This window comes from Streptomyces sp. NBC_00457, assembly GCF_036014015.1.
Lineage (GTDB): Bacteria > Actinomycetota > Actinomycetes > Streptomycetales > Streptomycetaceae > Streptomyces.
Genome location: NZ_CP107905.1, coordinates 3067688 through 3088713, shown reverse-complemented (window position 1 = coordinate 3088713; position 21026 = coordinate 3067688). Strand labels below are relative to the sequence as shown.

The window sequence follows — 21026 nt, the reverse complement described above, 5'->3', positions numbered from 1 at the left end:
ACTCACTGGAGATTCTGATCATGAGTACCTCAACCTTGGAAGACGAGATCCGCGAGTTCGTCCTGACCTCTGTCATCGACGAGATGAATATCCTGACCAGCCGTGACGGCATCACGGACGAGAGCCCGGTGACCGTCGGTGGGCTGGATGTGGACTCACTGAGCCTGATCGAGCTCACCCTGCGGCTGGAGTCGCGGTTCGGTGTGGAGATTCCGGACACCGACATCGAGCCGCTGGCCTCCCTGACCCTCGGCGGGCTTGTCGCCGAGGTCGTCCGGCGCGGTGCGAAGGCATGAGCGCGGGAGCCACGGCGAGCGACGCGGACTCCTCGCTTTCCGCCATCACCACTGACACCGTCCGGGAGCTGCTGTCGGACCGCAAGATCTTCCCCGGGCTGCCCGACGACCTCGGCGAGGACGCCGAACTGGTCCTGGACTCCCTCGGGTTGGTGTGGCTACTGCATGTGGTGGAGGAGCGCTACGGCCTGGTCGTGGAGCCCACCGACGAGGACATCGCCGGGCTGACCTCGCTCCGGCGGCTCACCGCGTTTCTGCGCGCCGCCCAGACGGGCCGGGTGGAGGGAGGCAGCGGCGATGAGCGGTGAAGTGACGGTGACCGGATTCGGCGTCCGCACCGCGTTCGGTACGGGCACCGAGGCCCTCCGGCGCGGGGTCTTCGCGGGAGTCCCCTCGTTCGTACCCACCACGAGGTTCGACACCGGCCCGTACCGTACGCCGATGGCGGCCACCGCCCCGGACGGACCCGATGCGGTCGAGGACTGGGCGCTACGGCACGCGCTCGCCCGGTGCGGCGCGGAAGCCCTCGACATGGCCGGCCTGCGCCCGGGCACGGAGGCGGCGGTCCTGCTCGGCGTCGCCGGGGACCACACCAGCGTCACCCGCTACTGGCGAACCGCCGTCGACTCCCCATCCCCATCCTCAGAGCCCGTCCCGGACGGCCAGGACGGCCCAACGGGCCGGAACGCCGACGCCGTGCCCGCGCACCTCGCCGAGTTGCTGGCCGACGGCCTCGGGCTCACCGGGCCACGGCTCACCTTCACCAACGCCTGTGTCGCCTCCGCCGCCGCGATCATCCACGCCTGCCGGCTGATCTCCTCCGGCCGGATCGACACGGCGGTCTGCGCGGGCGGATACCTGGTGGAGGAGGAGACCTTCGGCAAGTTCGACTCCGGCCGGGCACTGTCCCGCGACGGCATGGTGCGCCCGTTCAGCGCCGACCGCAGCGGGCTGCTTCTTGGCGACGGGGTGGCGGCCGTCGTGCTGGAGTCCGCCGAGCACGCCCGGCGCCGCGGTGCCCGGCCGCTGACGACCATCGCGGGCTGGGGCGCGGCCACGGACGCCCACCACATCGCCCAGCCGCACCCGGAAGGTGTCGGCCTCGCACGCGCGGCACGCCAGGCGCTTCGGCTCGCCGGGGACCCGGACGGCGCGTCCCTCGGCTATGTCAACGCCCACGGCACCGGCACCAAGTACAACGACGGTGCCGAGACCCGAGGACTGCGGGCCGCCCTCCTGGAGCGCGCCGAGTCGATACCGGTCAGCTCCACCAAGAGCACCACCGGCCACCTCCTGGAAGCGGCGGGCGTCGTGGAGTTCGTGATCACGATGCTGGCCCTGATGGACGGCGTACTGCCGCCGACGGCCGGATACGGCCGGCCGGACCCCGAATGCGACCTGGACTACGTACCGAACCAGCCGCGCCAGGCCGACCCGCGCCGGGCCCTCACCATCAACGCCGCCTTCGGGGGCGCCAACACCGCACTCGTGCTGGAGCGGCCATGACGACAGAGAAGAGGGAACAGGCCGAGAAGACCGTACTCCGCTCGCCCCTCGGCATCCTCGCGACCGCCACCGCGACCCACGGCACCGGGCGCGACGACGACATCCCGCTCCCCCGACTCCCCGGCTTCGTGGAGTCCGCCTTCAGCCCGCTGGCCTTCGACGTCAGCAGGCAGTGCCTCACCGAACGGCCCGGCGACGGCGCTCGTACAGCCGTGGCGCTGGCCACTCTGATGGGGGACACCACCACGGCGGACCTGGCCAGTCGGCGTATGGTCTCCGGGCGGGTCCACAACCCGCTGCTGTTCATGCAGGCCACTGCCAATGCCGTATTGGGCTATACGAGCCAGGAGTTCGGGATCACCGGGCAGATGTTCAGCCTCTCCACCCTCGACGACCCGGTGGCCGAACTGCTGGCCATGGCCGATCTGCTGCTGGAGGACCCGGAGCTGGACCGGGTCCTGGTGCTGGGCGTGGAACTGGGCGGCGGCGAGCGTCTGGCCGCCGCATACCGGGAACTGGCCGACAGCGGCCGCCCGGTCCCGGACCTGCCCGCGACCGCCGGCCTGGCGGCGGCAGTGCTGCTGGGCCGTCCCGGAGGCGAGGCGCCGGTGTCGGTCCGGTCGGCCGAGGCGTACGACGCCGACGACACAGGGACGGCCGGGCACCCCGGAAGCATCCAGGGCCTGTTCGACCTGGCCGCCGCCCACCGGCGACTGCTCCGGGACGGCGGCAGTCACCTCCTGGTGACCGAGCCCCGGTCGCCCGCATTCATCCTCACCGCCGGGACTGAAGCAAGGAACGAGACGGAGAACCATGCTCATCAGTAGGCAGGAGCGGGCACGGATCTGCTCCGACACCGAACTCGGCGCCGGCAACATCCTGGAGCGCCTGAAGGCGTACGGCCGCCCGCTCGACGAGCCCGTGCTGCGGACGGACGGCAGCTGGCAGGCGCCGGACGGCAGCCGTCCCGAGGTGCTGACGCTGCGTCAGCTCTGCGAGGCCGTCGAGACGTACGCGGGCTGGTACGCGGCCCACGGCGTGGCACCCCGCGACCCGGTCGCCGTGCACTCCCACTCCAGTGCCGAGAACGCGGTGAACTACCTGGCCCTGACGTCTCTCGGCGCGATCCCGTCGCTCGTCAACGGCAACCTGCGCCCCGAGATCGCCCGCGAGTACGTGCGCCGTCAGGGTTCGGTGGGTGCGTTCACGGACGCCGAGCACCACTCCGTGCTGTCGGGCCCGGAGTCGGGGCTCGGCTTCTGCGTGACCGCCGACGGGATCGGGCCGGAGTTCCGCGAGCGGTTGCCGCAGTCGTACCCGTACCGGCACGACCCCACCGACCCGGTGATCATCTCGCACTCCTCCGGGACCACCGGTATGCCCAAGGGAGTGCCGCACACCCACCGGACGCTGATGTACTCGCAGGTGCACCGGCTGCGCTACTCCACCGGAGCCGACATGGCGCGCACCCTGGTGGCGCTGCCGGGGCCGCACAACGCCTCCATCGCGACTCTGCTGTACTGCCTGCTGCTGCGCGCGGACATCAAGCTGCTCTCCAGCCAGCGCGGCACCGAAGTGCTCGACGCCATCGAGGAGTTCCGGCCGAGCACGGTACTGGCCTTCGCCGGAACCTTCGGTGAGATGGCCGGGGAGGACCTGGCGGCCCGTGACCTGTCCAGCGTCGAGGTGTGGTTCAACACAGGCGACGCGGCGCACGAGGCGCACATCCGGGCCCTGGTGCGGCACGGCGTTCGCGAGGAGATCAGCAGGGACGGCGGGGTTCTGCGCCGCAGTCGGGTCGAGGGTTCCGTCTTCATCGACGGGCTCGGCTCCTCCGAGGTCGGCCACTCGATCTTCCACAACCGGCACACCAAGGACACCTCCGCGTACTCGCGCTGCATCGGCAAGCCGTTCAGCTTCGCCGAGGCCGCCGTGCTCGCCGAGGACGGAACCCCGCTGCCGCCCGGGGAGATCGGCCGCCTCGGCCTGAAGTCGCCGACGATCACGCCCGGTTACTGGAACGACTCGCTGACCTGGAACCGGATGCGGCTGGGCGGCTACTGGCTTCCCGGGGACCTCGCCTACCAGGACGAGGAAGGCAACTTCTACCACCTGGACAGGGCGACCGACGCCATCCGGACCCGCGACGGAATCCTGTTCAGCACCCGCACCGAGGAACTGCTGCTGCGGGAGCTGCCCGAACTGGCCGACTGCACCGTCGTCGGGGTCGCCCCGGCCGGCGTACGAGCCGACTGGGACGGCGACGGAGAGGCCGAGGCGTACGCGCTGCTCCAGCTCACGCACGACGTCGCCGACGACAAAGACGGCGACGAGGCGTGGACCGGGCAGGTCAACGCGGTCCTGTCGGGAGCCGGCTTCCCCCCGGTGACCCGGGCCGTGCCGATGAAGCCCGACGACGTGGCCAAGGGCGCCACCGGCAAGGTCCTCAAACGCGTGATGCGCGACCGCTTCGCCGCCAAGGAGCTCGCATGAGTACGGAAACGGGTGCCGGCGAAGTCAACCACCGTGCCCGGGCGTCGGAGGCGTACCGGCTGTGGTGGCAGCACGACGCCAACTGGTACCAGGGAGTGGCCGCGCGGTTCGGGCAGCAGGCCGCGAACGAGATCAACGCCGAGGCGATGCGCAAGGTCGCCCTCAAGGTCGCGCAGCAGGTCGCTCGCCGGAGCGGCCCGCTCCCCGGCACCGGTGACAGCGGCAAGGACCTGGAGGAGCTGCGCCGCCGCTACGACGACTGCGGGGACCGCATGTTCCCGCCGGAACTGCGCAACGCCTCCACCGAGGTGGAGGGTGACGACCTGATCGTGCTCACCCTGCGGCGGAACTTCGCCATCACCATGGTGCGGATGTCCGGTTCGCTGGAGGGCTACCGGTGCCCGTGCACCGACATCCACGCGGGCTGGTCCGAGGGACTCGGCGTGACCCTGACGGAGAACCGGGCCGAGAGCTGTCTGCGGGACGGGGACAAGGCGTGCCGCCTGCTGATGCGGGTCGCCACTCCTGTCGCTTCTGGTGGGGAGGGCTGAGCCGTGCGAGTGCTGGTCGCCGGGGCCACCGGAGTGGTCGGACATCCGCTGGTGGGCGCGCTCCGGGCGCGAGGACACCAGGTGAGCGCGCTGGTACGTGAGGAGTCCCGGGCCGGGGCCCCGGAGGCGGACGCGGTCGTGTTCGCCGACGCCCTCGACCGTCAGGCCCTGCTGGCGGCGGTGTCGGCCGCCAGGCCGGAGGTGGTCGTCCACCAGATGTCGGCGTTGCGGCTGCTGCGCGACGACTCCGCGGGGGCCTTCGCGCTGACCGCGCGGTTGCGTACCGAGGGCACCGCCAACCTGGTCGCGGCGGCCCGGGCGGCCGGTGCGCGGCGGCTGGTCGCGCAGTCCATCGCCTTCGCCGCCGCCCCGGCCGGGGATCCGGTCCTCGACGAGGACGCACCGCTGTACGTGGACGCCCCCGACCCGGGCTGGGCCGCCACCGTACGGGCCGTCGCCGAGCTGGAGCGGCTGGTCCTGGGCGGCGGCCCGGACCTCGCGGGCGCGGTGTTGCGGTACGGCACGCTGTACGGCGCCGGGACCGCGTACGCCCGTGACGGCGGGACCGGGCAGCGGGTGCTGGCCGGGAAACTTCCGCTGCCCGAGGGCGGCTCCGGGATCATGTCGTTCCTGCATGTGGAGGACGCCGTGGGGGCCGCGGTGGCGGCCGTGGAGTCGGATGCCACCGGGGTCTTCCACGTGACGGACGACGACCCGGCCCCGGCCGTGCAGTGGCTGCCGCACTACGCCCGCACGCTGGGCGGGCCGCCCCCGCGCACGGTTCCGGCGGCGATGGCGCCCCGGCTGCTCGGCTGGTTCATGGCCCACCAGCTCACCGCGGCGCGCGGGGCGGCGAACGACCGGGCCCGTGCGGCGCTGGGCTGGAAGCCGCTGCGGCCGAGCTGGCGCGACGGGCTGGGCAGGGAATGACCGAGCCAGGACTGACCGGGCCGGCACAGAGCGGGCCCGGTGACGCCCTCGTCATCTGTGTGATCGGTGCCGGTCCACGCGGGCTCTCGGTCCTGGAGCGGATCTGCGCCAACGCCGACGGCACCGCCGGAACCACCCGTCCGGTCGTGGTCCACCTCGTCGACCCGTACCCGCCCGGCGCGGGCGCGGTGTGGCGTACCGACCAGCCGGGCGAACTGCTGATGAACACGGTCGCCTCCCAGGTGACCCTGTTCACCGACGACAGCGTGGACTGCGTGGGGCCGTCGGTGCCGGGGCCTAGCCTGTACGAGTGGGCTCGCATGGTCAGCCAGGGAGCGTTCGCCGAGGGCTGCCCGGACCGGGTCCTGGACGAGGCGCGGCGGCTAGGCCCGGACACCTACCCGACCCGGGCATTCCACGGCCACTACCTGAAGTGGGTGTTCCGGCACCTTTTACGCACCGCCGCTCCCCGAGTGACGGTCCACACGCACCGGGCGACCGCGGTCGCGCTGGACGACGCCCCGGACGGGCGGCAGACGGTGACACTGGAGGACGGCGGCCTGCTGTCCGGGATGGACGCGGTGGTCCTGGCGCTCGGCCACGGGGAGCTGACCCCGAGCCAGGAGGAACGGGAGCTGCGCTCCTTCGCCGACCGGCACGGCCTGGCCTATGTCGGTCCCGCCAACCCGGCCGACACCGATCTGAGCGGCATCCCGCCGGGCACGCCGGTTGCGCTGCGCGGGCTTGGGCTGAACTTCTTCGACCAAGTGGCGCTGCTCACCGAGGGCCGCGGCGGCACATTCAAGGAGAGCCAGTCCGGACTCGTGTACCTCCCGAGCGGCAACGAGCCGGTCCTGTACGCCGGTTCGCGGCGCGGTGTGCCGTACCACGCCCGGGGTGAGAACGAGAAGGGCGCACTCGGCCGCCACCACCCCCGGTTCCTGACCCCGGAAGTCATCGCCGGGCTTCGGCGGGCGGACGGCGGGCGGCTCGCCACCTTTCGCAGTGACATCTGGCCGCTGATCGACCGGGAGGTCCGCACCGTCTACCACGAGGCGTGGATCCTGGCCGCCCACGGGCCCGGGGCCGCCGACGAGTTCGTACGATCCTGTCTTGCCGGGGCCTGTCTTGCCGGGGCCGGGGAAGCGGCCCTGCTCGACCGGTACGCGGTGCCGCCCGGTGAGCGGTGGGACTGGCAGCGGATCGAGCGTCCGTACGGCGAGCGGACCTTCGCCGGCCGGGACGACTTCCGGCACTGGCTGCTGGACCACCTGCGGCGGGATGTCGCCGAGGCCCGGCTGGGCAATGTGAGCGGGCCGCTGAAGGCCGCGCTGGACGCCCTGCGGGATCTGCGCAACGAGATCCGGCTGGTGGTCGACCACGGCGGTGTCTCCGGTGAGTCGTACCGTGCCGAACTGGACGGCTGGTACACGCCGTTGAACGCGTTCACCTCGATCGGTCCGCCGGCCTTCCGGATCGAGCAGCTGATCGCGCTGATCGAGGCCGAGGTACTGCACATGGTCGGTCCGCGGATGCGGGTGCGGCCCTCGGCACGCGAAGGCGGTTTCCTCGTGGACGCGGAGCTGGTGTCCGCGCCTGAGGTGCTGGTGAGTGCACTGGTCGAGGCGCGGTTGCCCGTTGTCGATCTGCGGCGGAGCACGAATCCGCTGCTGCGGGGGCTGCTGACGGCCGGCCAGTGCGGCCCGTACCGGCTGACCGGCTGGGAGACGGGTGGACTCGCGGTGACAGGAAGCCCGCCCCGGCTCGTGGACGCGGCGGGCCGGGCGCATCCGCGCCGGTTCGCCTTCGGGGTGCCGACGGAGGGCGTGCGCTGGGTGACGGCGGTCGGCATCAGGCCGGGCGTCGGCTCGGTGACGCTGGAGGACTCGGACGCGATCGCGCGGGCGGCTCTGCAGCTGGCGGGGAACGAAGTGGCGTTGTCCGCCAGCACTTTGACTGTACGTCAGACACCAGACGCAGGGGGCCGAAGAGCGTGAACGGGATGTCTGTGGGCACCGACGCGGGCCTGCTCGCCCCGACCTGGGCGGGCACGCCCGTCGCGGCCGAGGTGACCGACGAGGCATGGCTGCAGGCGATGCTGGACGCCGAAGTGGCGCTGGCCCGGGCCCAGCACGCCGTCGGGCTGACGCCCGCCGCCGCGGTGGAGGCGATCGCCTCGGTGGCCCACGCGGACCGCCTCGACCTGGTCGCCCTGGCCCATGCGGCCCGGGCCGCGGCCAACCCGGTCGTCGCGCTGGTGAGCGCCTTCACCGAGGTGGTCGCCGCCAGGGACGTGGCAGCCGCCGAGTACGTGCACCGCGGGTCGACCAGCCAGGACATCCTCGACTCGGCGGCCATGCTGGTCGCCCGCAGAGTGCTCGGCCTGATCGCCACCGACCTGGAACGCACCGGCGCCGCCCTGGCCGCGCTGGCCGACACCCACCGCCACACCGTCCTGGCCGGGCGCACCCTGGCCCAGCACGCGGTGCCCACCACCTTCGGCCTCAAGGCAGCGGGCTGGCTCCAACTCGTCGCCGACGCCCTGGCCCGGGTCCGTACGGTCGCATCCGCGCTACCGGCCCAACTCGGCGGCGCGGCAGGCACCCTGGCCGCGTACCGCGAGTACGCGGCACTGGACGGCGGGGCGGGTGAGGGCGGCGTGGAACTGCTCGCCCCCTTCGCCGAGGCACTGGGGCTGGCCGAGCCGGTGCTGCCGTGGCACACCGTGCGCACTCCGATCGCCGAACTGGGCGCGGTGCTTCAGCTGGTCACCGGAGCGCTCGGGAAGTTCGCGCTCGATGTGCAGACGCTGTCCCGTACCGAGATCGGCGAGGTGTCCGAGCCCGCGGCCGCGGGACGCGGGGCCTCTTCGGCGATGCCGCAGAAGCGGAACCCCGCGCTCGCCACGCTGATCGTGGCGGCGGCCCGTCAAGTGCCCGCCCATGCCCTCGTACTGGCGCAGTGCATGCTCGCCGAGGACGAGCGGCCCGCCGGGGCGTGGCACGCGGAGTGGCAGCCGCTGCGGGAGGCTCTGCGGCTGGCGGGCGGGGCCACACACACGGCCGTCGAACTCGCGGAGGGGCTGATCGTCCACCCCGAACGGATGCTCGCCAATCTCGAACTGACCGGCGGCGCCATCGTCACCGAACGGCTGACGGTGGCGCTCGCCCCGGTGCTCGGCAAGGTACGGGCGAAGAAGCTGCTGACCGCCGCCTCGGCCGAGGCCGCCGACACCGGGCGCACGATCGGCGAGGTGCTGTCCGGCCATCCCGAGGTGTCGGCCCGGCTCACCACCGACCAGCTGTCCGAACTGCTCGACCCAGCCCGCTACACGGGCGCCGCCGACGCGCTGGTCGACCGGGCGCTGCGCGGCTACGGGCACCTCGGCGACACCACGGACGACGGAGGCATCCGATGAGCACCGTGAGCCCGACGGAAGAGAAGGCCGCGCCGTCCCGGGCGTGGCCCGTCCTGGTGGTCGTGGTCTGCGCCCAGATGCTGATCTGGCTGGACACCTCGGTCCTCAACGTCGCCGTCACCACCCTCGCCGACCCGGACGAGGGCCTGGGCGCGACCCCCGCCGAACTGGAGTGGGTGGCGAGCGCCTACACCCTGGTCTTCGCCGGCACCCTCTTCGCGGGCGGCGCGCTGGCCGACCGGTTCGGCCCCCGCACCACCCTCATCGCCGGTCTGGCACTGTTCGGCGCGGCCTCCGGCGCCGGGGCGTTCGCCTCGAGCCCGGCCTGGCTGATCGTGGCGCGGGCCTTCATGGGCGCGGGCAGTGCGCTGCTGATGCCCGCGACTCTGTCGGTCATCGTGCAGAGCACTCCGGAGGAGAAACGCACCCGGGCGATAGCGATCTGGAGCTCGTCCAGCGGTCTGGGCGTGGCCGTCGGCCCGGTCGTGGGCGGGGCGCTGCTCAGCCATTTCTGGTGGGGTTCGGTGTTCCTGGTCAACGTGCCGATCGTGGCCCTGTGTCTGGCCGGGGTGGTGGCCGTCGTACCCGAACTGAAGGGTCCCCGGCGCCGGGTGCTCGATCTGCCGGGGATGGGCCTGTCGGTGCTCGGCCTCGGCGGCGTGGTCTACGGGATCATCGAACTCGGCAACGGACGGACCTGGTACGGCCCGCACGTCTTCCTCCCCCTCCTCCTGGGCGGCGCACTGCTCACCGCCTTCGTGGCCGGTCAGCGCAGGTCCCCAGCCCCCAGCCTGGACCTGCGACTGTTCCGGCAGCCCGGGTTCACTGCCGGGAGTGTGGTGCTGCTGATCGCGTTCATGGCGCTGGCCGGGCATCTGTTCTACGCGGCCTTCTATCTCCAGGGGCCCCGCGGACTCTCCCCCGCCGACGCCGGAACCGTGATGATCGCCGCCGCGGTCGGCATCGTCCTGGGCAGCCAGGCCTCCCCGGCGATGAGCCGGCTGCTGTCGGCCCGGTGGACGGTCGCGGCCGGAGTCCTGGCCACGGCCGCCACGTACGTCGGTTATCTGTGGTTCGACGGACGGACCTCCATCCTGACCGTCGCCGCGCTGCTGTGGGTGCAGGGGTTCGGGATGGGTCTGGTCGGTACGCCGGTCACGGCCGTGATGATGAGCGGGGTGCCGCCGCATCTCGCGGGCGCCGGATCGGCCGTCAACAGCGTCACACGGCAGGTGGGCGGGACGCTCGGGGTGGCGATGGCAGGCTCGGTCCTCTCCGGGGTGTACCGGGCGCGGATGGCGGACGCCGAACTGCCCGGTGACGCACAGGGGTTGACGGCGGGCGCCGAAGAGCAGGCCCGGACCTCGGCCGAGGCGGCACGCTCGCTGGCCGGCTCGCTGCGTCTGCCGGAACTGGCGGCCACGGCCGACCGTGCCTTCCTCGACGCGATGTACGCGGCCACGTTCTGGACCGCCGTACTGGCCCTCGTCGGGTTCGCCGTGTCCGTCGTCGGGCTGCGCGCGCGGGACTCCAGCAGCGAGAACAGCGGAACCGGGACATCGGAAGCGGAGAAAGCACAGGAACAGCGGAAGAGGCATGGAGGAGACAATGGAACAGGCACCGGCTCGGTCGGTTCTCGTGACCGGGGGCAACAGGGGGATCGGACTGGCCACGGCACTCCGCTTCGCGAGGGCGGGGGACCGGGTCACGGTGACCTACCGGGGCGCTGAACCCCCGGTCTCCGAGGGACTCCTCGCCGTACGCTGCGATGTGACGGACAGTCAGCAGGTGGACCAGGCCTTCAAGGAGGCCGAGGCCGCCCACGGGCCCGTCACCGTCCTGGTCGCGAACGCGGGCGTCACCCACGACCGTCTGCTGGCGCAGATGACCGAGGAGGACTTCACCTCCGTCGTCGACACCAACCTCACAGGTGCCTTCCGGGTCGCCCGGCGCGCGATACGCGGGATGCTCCGCGAAGGCCACGGCCGTATCGTGCTGATCTCCTCCACGGCGGCGCTGCACGGAGCCGCCGGACAGTCCAACTACGCGGCGGCGAAGGCGGGGCTGGTCGGTTTCGCCCGGTCGCTGACCCATGAACTCGGCCCCAGGGACATCACCTGCAATGTGGTGGCGCCCGGTCTGACCGAGACGGACATGAGCCGAGCGCTCACCGAGGCGCAGCGCCGCGACCTGCTGAGCCGGACCCCGGCCGGACGCCTCGCCCGGCCCGAAGAGGTCGCCGACGCGGTGGCGTTCCTGGCCGGTGCCGGATATGTGCGCGGCGCCGTGATCCCGGTCGACGGAGGCGCCGGGCTCGGCCATTGAGACGGGAGGGCAAGCTGTCCTCGCGGCTCGGGCTCACCGGTCTGAGCTCAGGCCGGGCTCTGGACCAGGCAGAACCTGGCGCCCTCGGGGTCCGCGACCGTGGCCACGCGGCCGTGTTCGGTGTCGTGGGCCGGCCCCAGGACATGCCCGCCGAGGTCGGCGACCTGGGCGAGGCTCTCGTCGGCGTCGGCGACTTCGAAGTACGTCACCCAGTGCGGACCCCGGTCGCGGGGGAGGGAGTTGCCGACGCCGTGGATACCGGCGACCGGGCGGCCGTCGATGAGCAGGGTCACGTAGTCGAAGTCGGCGGAGATCACCGGCTCCTCGTCGTACTCGAACACGGTCTCGTAGAACTTGGCGACGCTCGCCGTCTCGAAGGTCAGCAACTCGTGCCAGGCCGGAGTGCCGGGCACCCCGGCGATGGCCGTGCCGCGATGCGCCGCCGCCTGCCACACGCCGAAGACCGCGCCCGAGGGATCCGAACCGATCACCAGCCGCCCGGCATCCTCCGCGTCCAGCGGGCCCACCCCGACGGTGCCGCCGCACAGCCGTACCGTCTCGGCGGTCAGATCGACGTCGTCCGAGGCCAGGTAGGGCGTCCAGGCGATGGGGAGGTGCCGGTCCGGCGGAAGCTGGCCGATGCCGGCCACGTCGGAGCCGTCGAGCAGCGCCCGCACATAGGGGCCGAGCTGTTGGGGGCCGGGCCGGAACTCCCAGCCGAACAGAGCCCCGTAGAACTCCTGGGTCGTGGCCAGCCCGTGCACCATCAGACTCACCCAGCAGGGCGTGCCGGGCGCGTGCGTTTCGCCGTTCGGGCCGGCCGACCCCCGTGCCTCGGTCATCGTCACTCTCTCCTCGACCCCTTGCGGCAGCCGTGTCGCCACCGCTCTGCGGACCCCCGTGCCGATGCTCGCACCCCCATGGGACCGCGCGCTCCGGGCGCGCCGCCGTCTTTGCGGGCCCATGCCCGGAGAATGCCCGGTGTGCGGTTCCTTGACCATTTCGGTGCGATTGCCGACGGATGTCGATCCGCTGTACAGCATGTGCCCGATCCCGTACGCCTCGTGATCGGGGCTGTCCGGCCGAGCAGAGTAGTCGGACATGGACGATGCGGCCACCCCATACGCAAGGATGGTGGCCATGAACGCCATCATCTCCGCAACCGAACTCGCGAGCGAGCTGGCGGGACCGACCCCGCCCGTCCTGCTCGATGTCCGCTGGCAGCTGAGCGTGGCCAAGGCGGCCGGTGAACCGCCCTTCGACGGGCGGGCCGAGTACGAGGCCGGGCATCTCCCCGGCGCGGTCTACGTCGATCTGGACCGTGAACTCGCGTCGGCACCGGGCGAGCGCGGCCGGCATCCGCTGCCCGGCATGGCCGAATTCGGTACGGCCATGCGCCGGGCCGGTGTCTCGTCAGCGGCCCCTGTGGTCGTGTACGACGGCGGCCAGGGCTGGGCCGCGGCACGCGCGTGGTGGCTGCTGCGCTGGACGGGGCATCCGGAGGTGCGGGTCCTCGACGGCGGGCTGCCCGCTTGGCAGGGCCCGCTGGAGACGACCGTGCCCGTGCCGGCCGAGGGCGACTTCCAGCCGGTGCCGGGGGCGGTGGACATGCTGGATGCCGAGGGGGCCGCGGCGTTGGCCCGGAGCGGCGTGCTGCTCGACGCGCGGGCGGGGGAGCGGTACCGGGGAGAAGTGGAGCCGATCGATCCGGTAGGCGGTCACATTCCGGGCGCCGTGTCCGCGCCAACGAACGAGAACGTGGCGCCGGACGGCCGCTTCCTCGCCGCGGACGAGCTTCGGGCCCGGTTCAAGACCCTGGGCGTGTCCGAGGACGGCCCGGAGGTCGGCGTGTACTGCGGTTCGGGAGTCTCCGCCGCCCACGAGGTGCTCGCCCTGGCGGTAGCGGGAATTCCGGCGGCGCTGTACGTCGGGTCCTGGTCGGAGTGGTCCGCGGATCCGTCCCGGCCGGTCGCCGTCGGGCCGGATCCTCAATAGCCGTGCAGCCGTACGACAGTGGGGCCCGCGCCTTGGTCAGGCGCGGGCCCCACTGTCGTACGACCTACTACTCCTGCTTCTTCCGCCGTGTCCCGAACACGATCTCGTCCCAGCTCGGCACCGCTGCCCGGCGGCCGGGGCGGACCCCGTCGGCTTCGGCCTGGCGGTCGGTGGAGCCGATCAGGCGGTCGCGGTGACTGCCGACGGACCGGGGCATGAGGACGTCGGCGTAGGCGGAACCGGCCCCGGCCGAGGCGGCGGGCGCGGGGGGTTCCTCCTCGGCGGGTTCGGGGGCGGAGGGAGGTTCCTCCACCGGATCCGGCGCCGGGCGTTCCGGGACGACCATGTCGCCGCGGAAGCTCGGCACCGCCTCCAGGAGGCTGGTCAGCGAGTCGCGTTCGCCGGTGCTCTCCACCTCGGGTTCGGGGGAGGGCGACGGCAGCACCGGACGGTCCGGGCGGTCCATCGGGCGATCGCGCGGCAGCCGGGCGATGCGCGGCACGAACGGGAAGCTGGGCTCCGCCGAGGCGAGGTCCTCGGACTCGCCGATCAGCGAGCGCGCCTCCTCGTCGACGGCCTGTACGAGCCGCCGGGGCGGGTCGTACGTCCAGCTCGCCGAGTGCGGTTCGCCCGCGACGACGTACACCAGCAGGACTTCCCAGGTGCCGTCGTCACGGCGCCACGAGTCCCACTGGACGCTGTCCTTCTCGGCGCCGCGCAGCAGCAGCCGCTCCTGGACGGTCTCGCCGAGCTGAGGTCCGGCGGCGTTCTCGCCGGGTCTGCGGACGGGTGTCTTGCGGGCCCGCTCGGCCATGAAGGCGCGCTCGGCCAGCACCGGACCCTCGAAGCGGCGTACGCGGTCGACCGGAATTCCGGCCATCTGTGCGACCTCTTCCGCGGTCGCACCCGCACGTATACGCGCCTGGATGTCACGCGGGCGGAGATGGCTCTCCACCTCGATCTCGATCTGGCCGAGGCGCGGCCGGTCGCCGCGCACGGCGGCGCGCAGCCGTTCATCAATCGGAAGGGTGTACTCCGTCGAGTCGGCAGCCTTGAGCACCAGCCGTGTGCCGTCATTGGAGACGGCCACGACACGCAGTTCGGGCATGGGGACCTCCCGGGTGGTGCCTGCCGACGTCACGTGCGTCGCTGCTTCCGCTAGTCGAGTGTGGCCTGCCCGGGTGCAGCCTGCCACAACCTTGCCGAGTTGCCCGGCGTGTCGGGCCGGGGCCCTGGAACGCCGTTATGGCACGGTTACCTATTCGCAACGCTAAGTGACAAACTCCGTCACCCTGTGCAACTAGCCCCCTCACGGCGGTCCTTGAAGGCCACGGACGCCCTGGCGGGAGACCGGACCCAGGGCTCGCAACAGTACTCCATTTGGACCACGTGCGTGGATTGGCTCGCCGCCCAACTTCTGGCAAGGGGTCGGACTTGGCCGCCCGAGCGCGGGTTTTCGGGATCTTGAACGTGGCGCACTTCACGCAATCGGCAGAAACGGAACCAATCGCTGTGCGCCTGCGTCCCGAGTCGGCTACGACCCCAGCACCCGCCGCAAGTAGTCGTTCTGGAACCGCCGTTCGGGATCGAGCCGATCCCGCAACGCCGTGAACTCACCGAACCGGGGGTAGACCCCGGCGAAGTACTCGGCGTCCCGGGTGTGCACCTTGCCCCAGTGCGGCCGGCCCTCGTGCGCGGTGAAGATCCGTTCGGCGGCGGTGAAATACGCCTGATAGGGCGTCCCCTTGAACATGTGGACGGCGATGTAGGCGGTGTCGCGGCCGGACGCCGTGGAGAGCGTGATGTCGTCCGCGGGGGCCGTGCGCACCTCGACGGGGAAACTGATCCTCAGGCCGGATCGGTCGACCGTCCTCTTGAGTTCGCGCAGCGTCTCGACGACGGCCTCGCGCGGAACGGCGTACTCCATCTCCACGAAGCGCACCCGGCGCGGCGAAGTGAAGACTTTGTAGGGAATATCGGTGTAAGTCCGCGCGGACAGCGCCTTGCTGGAGATCTGGGCGATCGCCGGGACGGTGGCCGGTACCGCGCGGCCGGCCCACTGGGCCACCTGGAAGACGCCGTTGGAGAGGAACTCGTCCTCGAACCAGCCCGCGAGCTGCCCCACCGGCTGTTCCGGGCCCGCGCTGCGGTTGTTGCGCTTGGTGTTGGTGTTGCCGGTGTGCGGGAACCAGTAGAACTCGAAGTGCTCGTTCTCCGCCCAGAGTTCGTCGAACCGGCTGGTGACCTGGTCCAGACTCATCGGCTCCTCACGGGCCGTGAGCAGGAAGATCGGCTCCACGGCGAAGGTGATCGCGGTGATGATGCCGAGGGCGCCGAGACCTGTGCGCGCGGCCGCGAAGATCTCCGGATTCTCCTTCTCCGAGCACGTCAGCAGCGAGCCGTCGGCCGTAACCAGCTCAAGCTCCTTGATCTGGGCGGCTATCGAGGCCGAGTCGCGGCCGGTGCCGTGGGTGCCGGTGCTGGTGGCCCCGGAGACCGTCTGCTCCATGATGTCGCCCATGTTCGTGAGCGACAGGCCCTCACGGGCGAGAGCCATGTTGAGTCTCTTGAGCGGGGTGCCGGCCTCCACCGTGACCGTCCCGGCTTCGCGGTCAATATTGCGGATGCCGGTCAACAGTTGAGGACGGATCAACACACCGTCGGTGGCGGCGACGGACGTGAACGAATGCCCGGAACCGACGGCCTTCACCGTCAGCCCGTCCTCCGCCGCCTTCCGTACGGCCGCGGCCAGTTCGTCCACGGAGGCGGGTTCGACCTGCCGCGCCGGCCGGGCGGCGACCGTGCCGCCCCAGTTACGCCACGTGCCGTTCCTGCCGCTCACTGTGGTGCTCAACGGTGCCTCCCCGACGCGGAGCCGGCCTGCTGAGCCGGCGATACCCGAGGAAACCGACCGCGACCGCGACGGCTCCGGACACTGCCGGAACCCCGTACCCGGCACGCGCTCCGGCCGCGTCGATCACCCAGCCGGCCACGGAGGAGCCGAGTGCGACCCCGACCGCGAGCCCTGTGCTCACCCAGGTCATGCCTTCGGTGAGCTGCGCGCGTGGTACGTGCTCTTCGATGAGGGACATCGTCGTGATCATCGTGGGAGCGATGGACAGACCCGCAACGAACAGCGCCACGGCCAGAAACGGCAAGTTTCCGACCAGTAGGAGGGGGATCATACTCACGGCCATCATGAACACGCCCAGCAGCCAGCGACGTTCGGGCGACCCGTGGAACCGCAGCAGCCCGAACACGGCTCCTGCTACGCAGGAGCCCGCGGCGTAGATCGCCAGCACGAGGCTGGCCGCGCCCTTGTGCCCCTGCTCCTCGGCGAAGGCCACGGTGACCACGTCGACGGCCCCGAAGATCGCTCCGGTCGCCACGAAGGTGGCCACCAGGACCTGCAGACCGGGTGCGCGCAGCGCGCTGCCGCCGCCGCGGTGCTCGCGCGGATGCGGCTTCGGCTCGGTCGCGCGCTGTGCGGTGAGCCAGAAGACCCCGGCCGCCAGGAAGCAGGCGGCGAGCAGCGGTCCCGCCTCGGGGAACCACGCCGTGGACAGGCCGATGGAGATGATCGGCCCGAAGATGAAGCAGATCTCGTCCACCACGGACTCGAAGGAGTACGCGGTGTGCAACTGCGGGGTGCCCCGGTACAGGGCCGCCCAGCGGGCACGGATCATCGCCCCGATGCTCGGCACGCAGCCGATCCCGACGCAGGCCACGAACAGCACCCAGTCCGGCCACTCGTAGTGCGCGGCGAACAGCAGCAGTGCCGCCGCGACGAGCGACACCAGCGTCGCCGGGCGCAGCACCCGCCGCTGCCCGTACCGGTCCACCAGCCGCGACACCTGCGGGCCCGCGACCGCGGCCGCCAGCGCGATGGTGGCCGACAGGGCGCCCGCCAGCCCGTACCGGCCGGTGAGCTGGGAGATCATCGTGACGACGCCGATGCCCATCATCGACAGCGGCATCCTCCCGAGGAAGCCGGCGGCGGCGAAGCCCTTGGAGCCGGGGGCGGCGAACAGGGCGAGGTAGGGGCTGGGCACGAGGTCTCCGGTACGGCGGGTGCGGGTGTCCCGCGGCCGGGCACGGGCCCGGCGCGGGCTGAGGTAAGGCGTAAAGGGGGCTGATACAGGTTACGAGCCGTGTCACCCACATGCACCACCGGGACCGCACTGCTCACCCCGCCGTTTCCCGGCTGTCAGGAGCGGGTGGCAGGATCGAGTCATGCCAGACGCGCTCGATGCCACCCCCTACGACGCCCTCCTCCTGCTCTCGTTCGGCGGCCCGGAGGGCCCGGACGACGTGGTTCCGTTCCTGGAGAACGTGACGCGAGGGCGCGGCATCCCCAAGGAACGCCTCAAGGAAGTCGGGCAGCACTACTTCCTGTTCGGCGGGGTCAGCCCGATCAACGACCAGAACCGCGCCCTTCTCGACGCCCTCCGCAAGGACTTCGCCGACCACGGCGTGGACCTGCCGGTCTACTGGGGCAACCGCAACTGGGCGCCGTACCTGACGGACGCCCTGCGCGAGATGGTCGCCGACGGCCGCCGCCGCATCCTGGTCCTCGCCACCAGCGCCTACGCCTCGTACTCGGGCTGCCGCCAGTACCGCGAGAACCTCGCGGACTCGCTCGCCCAGCTTCAGGAAGAGGGCCTGGAGCTGCCGAAGATCGACAAGCTGCGGCACTACTTCAACCACCCCGGCTTCCTGGAGCCCATGATCGACGGCGTGCTCCGGTCACTGGCCGACCTCCCCGAGGACGTCCGGGACGGCGCGCACATCGCCTTCACCACCCACTCGATCCCGACGGCCGCCGCGGACACCTCCGGCCCGGTCGAGGACCACGGCGACGGCGGCGCCTACGTCGAGCAGCACCTGGACGTAGCGGAGTTGATCGCTGACGCCGTGCGCGAGCGCACCGGCGTCGACCACCCCTGGCAGCTGGTGTACCAGTCGCGCTCCGGAGCCCCGCACATCCCGTGGCTGGAGCCCGACATCTGCGACCACCTCGAGGAGCGGCACGCGGCCGGGGCCCCGGCGGTCGTCATGGCGCCCATCGGTTTCGTCTCCGACCACATGGAGGTCCTGTACGACCTCGACACGGAGGCCAAGGCGAAGGGCGAGGAGCTGGGGCTGCCGCTGCGCCGCTCCGCCACCGTCGGCGCCGACCCGCGGTTCGCCGCCGCGATCCGCGACCTCGTCCTGGAGCGGGCCGCCGTCGAGCGCGGCCAGGAGGTCACACCGTGCGCCCTGGGCGCCCTGGGCCCGAGCCACCACCTCTGCCCGGCGGGCTGCTGCCCGGCCCGTGCCCCCCGTCCCGCCGCCGCGGGCGCCGACAGCACGTACGCGTGAGGAGCGCCGTGACCGACCCCCTGCACTCGGACCTGCTCGCCCTGGCCCAGGAGGCCGCCCGACAGGCGGGCGAGCTGCTGCGTGACGGCCGCCCGGCCGACCTCGCGGTCGCCGCCACCAAGTCCAGCCCGATCGACGTCGTGACCGAGATGGACATCGCGGCCGAGAAGCTGATCACCGGACTGATCGCCGACCGCCGCCCCGACGACGGCTTCCTCGGCGAGGAGGGCGCCTCCGTCGAGGGCTCGAGCGGCATCCGCTGGGTGATCGACCCGCTCGACGGCACCGTCAACTACCTGTACGGACTGCCCACTTGGGCCGTCTCCATCGCGGCCGAGCAGGACGGCGAGCGAGTCGTCGGTGTCGTCGCGGCGCCGATGCGCGGTGAGACGTACCACGCGATACGCGGCGGCGGAGCGTGGGCCACGGGCGCGTGGGACGGTGAGCGGAAGCTGACCTGCCGCCCGGCGCCGCCCCTCGACCAGGCCCTGGTCTCGACCGGCTTCAACTACGTCTCCGAAGTCCGCGCCCACCAGGCCGACGTCGTACACAAACTCATCCCGCTCCTGCGGGACATCCGGCGCGGCGGCTCGGCCGCGGTCGACCTGTGCGACGTGGCCGCGGGCCGCCTGGACGGCTACTACGAGCGGGGCCTGCACCCATGGGACCTGGCCGCCGGTGACCTCATCGCCCGCGAAGCAGGCGCCCTGACCGGCGGACGGCCCGCAGAGCCCCCGTCGTACGCCCTGACGGTCGCGGCCACACCGGGCGTCTTCGAGCCCCTTCAGCGCCTCCTGGAGGACTTCGGCGCCTGGCACGACTGACCAAGAACCACGCCCCCCACACACAACAGTCCCCGGCGCTGGATTCGCCGGGGACTGTCGTCGTGCGCGTGCTGGTGGATCAGACGCTGGCGGCGCCGACCTCCACACCGTGTTCGGCTGCCAGGCGGCGCAGGTCGTCGAGCTCGCCCTGCTCCACCTCGACGAGGAAGTCGTCGCCCTCGTCACGAGCCCGCGTCAGGTCGGACTCGGTCGCCCTTATGCGCTGCAGAAGTCCTGCGGTGAATGCGTCCATGCTGCGCCCCCTCGTCCTGGGTCGTGGGTCGGTGGCACGGGGGTGTGCCGTTCGGAAGGGGCGATCACGTCTCCTGTGGATGCCCAGCGCAGCCCGGGCTGGGCGGCGACGGTGCCGGACACCCACGCCCGCTCTGCGGAAAGCGGATTGCGGCGTACCACATGGTGCTGCGGTACATGCAGAGCGTGATCGCGGGGTGTAATCGGTCCTCCCCGCGCTCCCTCCCACGGAAACCTCAACCCGAGGAGAAAATCTCGTATTCCCGGCTGCCGCAGGCTCCCCCAGGGCCCCGGTTCCCCGCCTTACCGCCGACTTATGGCCGAAAAGGGCAGGATGGAGACCAACACTCCCACGTAGACCCTGCCCGCGTGCGCCCTGGAGGCGCTACGCGGGTGGACACAGGAAGGACAAGCGACGTGCGCGTACTCGTCGTCGAGGACGAGCAACTGCTCGCCGATGCGGTGGCCACCGGACTGCGCCGGGAGGCCATGGCCGTCGACGTCGTGTACGACGGTGCGGCCGCCCTGGAGCGCATCGGCGTCAACGACTACGACGTGGTCGTCCTCGACCGTGACCTCCCGCTGGTGCACGGCGACGACGTCTGCCGCAAGATCGTCGAACTCGGCATGCCCACACGCGTGCTGATGCTCACGGCGTCGGGCGACGTCAGCGACCGGGTCGAGGGCCTGGAGATCGGCGCCGACGACTACCTCCCCAAGCCCTTTGCGTTCAGCGAGCTGACGGCACGCGTGCGTGCCCTGGGCCGGCGCACCAGCGTGCCGCTGCCGCCCGTCCTGGAGCGCGCCGGCATCAAGCTCGACCCGAACCGCCGCGAGGTCTTCCGCGACGGCAAGGAAGTCCAGCTCGCGCCGAAGGAGTTCGCCGTCCTGGAGGTGCTGATGCGCAGCGAGGGCGCGGTCGTCTCCGCGGAACAGCTGCTGGAGAAGGCCTGGGACGAGAACACGGACCCGTTCACCAACGTCGTGCGCGTGACCGTGATGACCCTGCGCCGCAAGCTGGGCGAGCCGCCCGTCATCGTCACCGTCCCCGGCTCCGGTTACCGGATCTGATCCA

At 71.8% G+C, this 21026-nt stretch carries 20 protein-coding genes; 15 read left to right on the top strand and 5 right to left on the bottom strand.

The window, feature by feature from the left end:
* Positions 1-20: 20 nt before the first annotated feature.
* The 11 genes from OG828_RS14065 to fabG are packed head-to-tail and all read left to right on the top strand — an operon-like array spanning position 21 to position 11519.
* Entirely contained in the window at positions 21-296 is a 276-nt protein-coding gene (locus OG828_RS14065) for an acyl carrier protein (RefSeq protein ID WP_245685624.1), read from the top strand.
* Complete coding sequence (locus OG828_RS14060; protein WP_328355257.1) at positions 293-604, top strand: acyl carrier protein; 312 nt, start codon at positions 293-295, stop codon at positions 602-604. The genes OG828_RS14065 and OG828_RS14060 overlap by 4 nt, the downstream gene beginning before the upstream one ends.
* Complete coding sequence (locus tag OG828_RS14055) at positions 594-1802, top strand: beta-ketoacyl-[acyl-carrier-protein] synthase family protein (RefSeq protein ID WP_328355254.1); 1209 nt, start codon at positions 594-596, stop codon at positions 1800-1802. Before OG828_RS14060 ends, OG828_RS14055 begins: the two co-directional genes overlap by 11 nt.
* Positions 1799-2629 carry a hypothetical protein gene (locus tag OG828_RS14050; protein WP_328355251.1) on the top strand — a complete coding sequence of 277 codons (831 nt, stop codon included), beginning with the start codon at positions 1799-1801 and terminating at the stop codon, positions 2627-2629. The genes OG828_RS14055 and OG828_RS14050 overlap by 4 nt, the downstream gene beginning before the upstream one ends.
* Complete coding sequence (locus tag OG828_RS14045; protein ID WP_328501318.1) at positions 2616-4295, top strand: class I adenylate-forming enzyme family protein; 1680 nt, start codon at positions 2616-2618, stop codon at positions 4293-4295. Before OG828_RS14050 ends, OG828_RS14045 begins: the two co-directional genes overlap by 14 nt.
* On the top strand, positions 4292-4846 hold the full coding sequence (locus OG828_RS14040) for a hypothetical protein (protein ID WP_328501317.1): 555 nt from the start codon (positions 4292-4294) through the stop codon (positions 4844-4846). The genes OG828_RS14045 and OG828_RS14040 overlap by 4 nt, the downstream gene beginning before the upstream one ends.
* Before the next feature lie 3 nt (positions 4847-4849).
* Positions 4850-5776: an NAD-dependent epimerase/dehydratase family protein gene (locus OG828_RS14035; RefSeq protein ID WP_328501316.1), complete on the top strand. Its 927-nt coding sequence runs from the start codon at positions 4850-4852 to the stop codon at positions 5774-5776.
* Entirely contained in the window at positions 5773-7773 is a 2001-nt protein-coding gene (locus tag OG828_RS14030) for an FAD/NAD(P)-binding protein (RefSeq protein ID WP_328501315.1), read from the top strand. Before OG828_RS14035 ends, OG828_RS14030 begins: the two co-directional genes overlap by 4 nt.
* Positions 7774-7778: 5 nt before the next feature.
* A complete protein-coding gene (locus tag OG828_RS14025) occupies positions 7779-9194 on the top strand; it encodes a class-II fumarase/aspartase family protein (protein WP_328501314.1) in 1416 nt (471 codons plus the stop codon).
* A complete protein-coding gene (locus tag OG828_RS14020) occupies positions 9191-10924 on the top strand; it encodes an MFS transporter (protein ID WP_328501313.1) in 1734 nt (577 codons plus the stop codon). Before OG828_RS14025 ends, OG828_RS14020 begins: the two co-directional genes overlap by 4 nt.
* Positions 10833-11519 carry a 3-oxoacyl-ACP reductase FabG gene (gene fabG / locus OG828_RS14015; protein WP_328501312.1) on the top strand — a complete coding sequence of 229 codons (687 nt, stop codon included), beginning with the start codon at positions 10833-10835 and terminating at the stop codon, positions 11517-11519. The genes OG828_RS14020 and fabG overlap by 92 nt, the downstream gene beginning before the upstream one ends.
* Positions 11520-11566: 47 nt before the next feature.
* Here fabG and OG828_RS14010 read toward each other — a convergent pair whose 3' ends face one another.
* Positions 11567-12361, bottom strand: coding sequence for a VOC family protein (locus tag OG828_RS14010; RefSeq protein ID WP_328501311.1), 795 nt, complete (start codon positions 12359-12361; stop codon positions 11567-11569).
* Between the two features lie 298 nt (positions 12362-12659).
* Here OG828_RS14010 and OG828_RS14005 point away from each other — a divergent pair, with 298 nt between their 5' ends.
* Positions 12660-13514, top strand: a complete 855-nt coding sequence (locus tag OG828_RS14005; protein ID WP_328438127.1) for a sulfurtransferase — start codon at positions 12660-12662, stop codon at positions 13512-13514.
* A 67-nt stretch (positions 13515-13581) separates the two neighbouring features.
* Here OG828_RS14005 and sepH read toward each other — a convergent pair whose 3' ends face one another.
* The 3 genes from sepH to OG828_RS13990 form a co-directional block, all read right to left on the bottom strand.
* Positions 13582-14622: a septation protein SepH gene (gene sepH, locus OG828_RS14000; protein ID WP_328501310.1), complete on the bottom strand. Its 1041-nt coding sequence runs from the start codon at positions 14620-14622 to the stop codon at positions 13582-13584.
* 426 nt (positions 14623-15048) lie between these two features.
* Positions 15049-16368, bottom strand: a complete 1320-nt coding sequence (locus tag OG828_RS13995) for a D-arabinono-1,4-lactone oxidase (RefSeq protein ID WP_328438126.1) — start codon at positions 16366-16368, stop codon at positions 15049-15051.
* Positions 16328-17566: an MFS transporter gene (locus tag OG828_RS13990; RefSeq protein ID WP_328501309.1), complete on the bottom strand. Its 1239-nt coding sequence runs from the start codon at positions 17564-17566 to the stop codon at positions 16328-16330. The genes OG828_RS13995 and OG828_RS13990 overlap by 41 nt, the downstream gene beginning before the upstream one ends.
* 181 nt (positions 17567-17747) lie before the next feature.
* Here OG828_RS13990 and OG828_RS13985 point away from each other — a divergent pair, with 181 nt between their 5' ends.
* Positions 17748-18875, top strand: a complete 1128-nt coding sequence (locus tag OG828_RS13985) for a ferrochelatase (RefSeq protein ID WP_328501308.1) — start codon at positions 17748-17750, stop codon at positions 18873-18875.
* Between the two features lie 8 nt (positions 18876-18883).
* Positions 18884-19699, top strand: coding sequence for an inositol monophosphatase family protein (locus OG828_RS13980; RefSeq protein ID WP_328501307.1), 816 nt, complete (start codon positions 18884-18886; stop codon positions 19697-19699).
* A 79-nt stretch (positions 19700-19778) separates the two neighbouring features.
* On the opposite strand, the gene OG828_RS13975 is transcribed toward OG828_RS13980, so the two are convergent.
* The gene (locus OG828_RS13975; protein ID WP_210576912.1) at positions 19779-19952 is read right to left on the bottom strand and encodes a hypothetical protein; all 174 of its coding nucleotides are present in this window, start codon (positions 19950-19952) and stop codon (positions 19779-19781) included.
* 416 nt (positions 19953-20368) lie between these two features.
* Here OG828_RS13975 and OG828_RS13970 point away from each other — a divergent pair, with 416 nt between their 5' ends.
* On the top strand, positions 20369-21022 hold the full coding sequence (locus tag OG828_RS13970) for a response regulator transcription factor (protein ID WP_007385219.1): 654 nt from the start codon (positions 20369-20371) through the stop codon (positions 21020-21022).
* Positions 21023-21026: the final 4 nt, after the last annotated feature.